This window comes from bacterium, from assembly GCA_035371905.1.
Lineage (GTDB): Bacteria > Ratteibacteria > UBA8468 > B48-G9 > JAFGKM01 > JAMWDI01.
This window is the reverse complement of record DAORXQ010000120.1, coordinates 2,080-4,405: the sequence shown is the minus strand read 5'-3', so window position 1 is coordinate 4,405 and position 2,326 is coordinate 2,080. Positions and strand designations below refer to the sequence as shown.

General features: G+C 31.0%; 3 protein-coding genes. All 3 read left to right on the top strand.

Features of this window, described 5'->3' with window-relative positions; genetic code table 11:
* Positions 1-420 (top strand): magnesium chelatase domain-containing protein (locus PKV21_09200; GenBank protein ID HOM27660.1); only part of this gene is annotated, 420 nt, incomplete at its 5' end.
* Between the two features lie 14 nt (positions 421-434).
* Complete coding sequence (locus tag PKV21_09195) at positions 435-1,571, top strand: alanine--glyoxylate aminotransferase family protein (protein ID HOM27659.1); 1,137 nt, start codon at positions 435-437, stop codon at positions 1,569-1,571.
* A 163-nt stretch (positions 1,572-1,734) separates the two neighbouring features.
* The coding region (locus tag PKV21_09190; GenBank protein HOM27658.1) for a cation diffusion facilitator family transporter at positions 1,735-2,326 on the top strand (592 nt) is incomplete at its 3' end.

The window sequence follows — 2,326 nt, the reverse complement described above, 5'->3', positions numbered from 1 at the left end:
ATGAAAGAATCCGCCCGTGCTGCTTTAAGTTATGTTCGTGCCCATGCAGAGGAATTCGGAATAAACCCTGATTTCTATAAGGAACTTGACATTCATATTCATGTTCCAGAAGGCGCAATACCAAAAGACGGCCCATCAGCAGGAGTTACAATTATAACAGCACTTGTTTCCTGTTTAACAGGAAGACCTGTTGATTCAAATCTGGCAATGACCGGTGAAATAACATTACAGGGAAAAGTTTTAAAAATTGGAGGACTGAAAGCAAAAATACTGGCAGCACAAAGAGCAGGAATTAAAAGAGTGATAATTCCTAAAGAAAACGATAAAGACCTTATTGAAATTCCAAAAAAGGTTAAAGAAAGTATTGAAATTATTGAAGTTGAAGATGTAAAAGAAGTTTTAAAAAATGCTTTAATTTAAAAAGAGGAGGTAAAATGAAAAAGCATAAACTTTTTACACCAGGACCAACAAGTATTCCTGAAGATGTCTTACTTGAAATGGCAAAACCAATAATACATCACAGAACAGAAGAATTTTTAAATATTGCAAAAGAGGTTTTTGAAGGACTTAAATATTTATTTCAGACAAAAAATGATGTTTTAATTTTATCTTCATCTGGAACAGGAGCAATGGAAGCAAGTGTTGTAAATCTATTCTCAAAAGGAGAAAAAATAATAGTTATAAATGGTGGAAAATTTGGAGAAAGGTTTGTTGAAATAGGGAAATCTTATGGACTTAATGTTGTTGATGTAAAGGTTGAATGGGGGAAAACATTCAAAAAAGAAGAACTTGAAAAAATCATAGAAGAAAATAAAGATGCTAAAGGAGTTTTTGCCAATTTGTGTGAAACATCAACTGCAACTCATTTTGATGTAAAAGGTTATGGTGAAATTGTTTCAAAATATCCGGATATAATACTTGTAGTTGATGCAATAAGTTCTCTTGGTGCTGTTCCATGTTATATGGACGACTGGAAAATAGATTGTCTTCTAACTGGCTCACAGAAGGCCTTTATGCTTCCACCCGGACTTGCTTTCATTTCTTTAAGTGAAAAAGCATGGACAAAAACCCAAAACTCAAATCTTCCAAAATATTATTTTGACCTTAAAAAATATAAAAAGACACTTGAAAAATATGATTTTCCATTTACGATACCTGTTTCTTTAATAGTTGGATTAAGAAAATCAATAGAAATAATTAAAGGATATGGAATTGAAAAAATATGGGAAGAACACAAAAAAAGAGCAGAAAGTACAAGACAGGCAATTTTATCTATGGGATTAAAACTCCTTTCTTCATATCCCTCAGATGCTGTTACAGGAGTATTACTTCCAGAAAGTGTAAATGGAGATGAACTCATAAAATTTGTCAGAAAAAATTATGGTATTTCAATTGCTCCGGGTCAGGATAAACTTAAAGGTAAAATTGTAAGAATTTCCCACCTTGGATGGCAGGATGAATTTGATGTTATAACAGGGATAACTGCTCTTGGAATTGGACTTGAGAAACTCGGGTATAAAGTTGATATTGGAAAAGGAATAGAGAAAGCAAAAGAAATATTGTTTTCCTGAATAAAATGAATCTTAATGAAATCCTTATAAATAAACTGACGAAAAATAGAGAAGTTTCAAGGGAATATTTTGGTTATCTTGAGGGATGGGTAAGTATTTTGGGTAATATTTTTCTTTTTATAATAAAGTTTTTTTTGGAATTGTTTTAAAAAGTATTTCTTTAATAACAGAAGCATTCCATTCTCTATCTGATGTTTTAACTTCCATAGTTGTAATTATTGGTTTTAAATTGAGCAGAAAACCACCTGATAAAAAACATCCATTTGGGCATGGAAGGATTGAAAAAATTGCAACTTTAGTTATATCTTTTCTTTTACTTTTTGCCTGTTTTGACCTTGCTAAAATTTCTATTTTAAGGATTAAAAATCCTCAGAAAATTCAACCGGGAATTTTTATAATAATTTTTATGTTTCTTTCAGGATTTTTCAAAGAATGGATGACAAAATTTTCTTTTTCACTCGGTAAAAAAATAAACTCAGATGTTCTGATAGCAGATGGATGGCACCACAGATTGGATGGAATTGCTTCTTTTGTTGTTGGAATAGGTTTGGTATTTATGAAGTTTGGATTTTATCATCTGGATGGAATTTTTGGAATTTTTGTTGTTTGTCTATTATTATGGGTTGCTTTTGATTTAATTAAAAAAACTTCAAGTTTTCTCATTGGAGAAGCACCTGATAGAGAAACAATTGAAAGTATAAAAAAAGTTATCAATGCAAATCCTGATGTTTTAAATTCTCATGACATAAGAGTTC

Coding starts and splice junctions, on each gene's coding strand:
- PKV21_09195 (HOM27659.1), top strand. CDS start 435: ATGAAAAAGCATAAACTTTTTACACCAGGACCAACAAGTATTCCTGAA.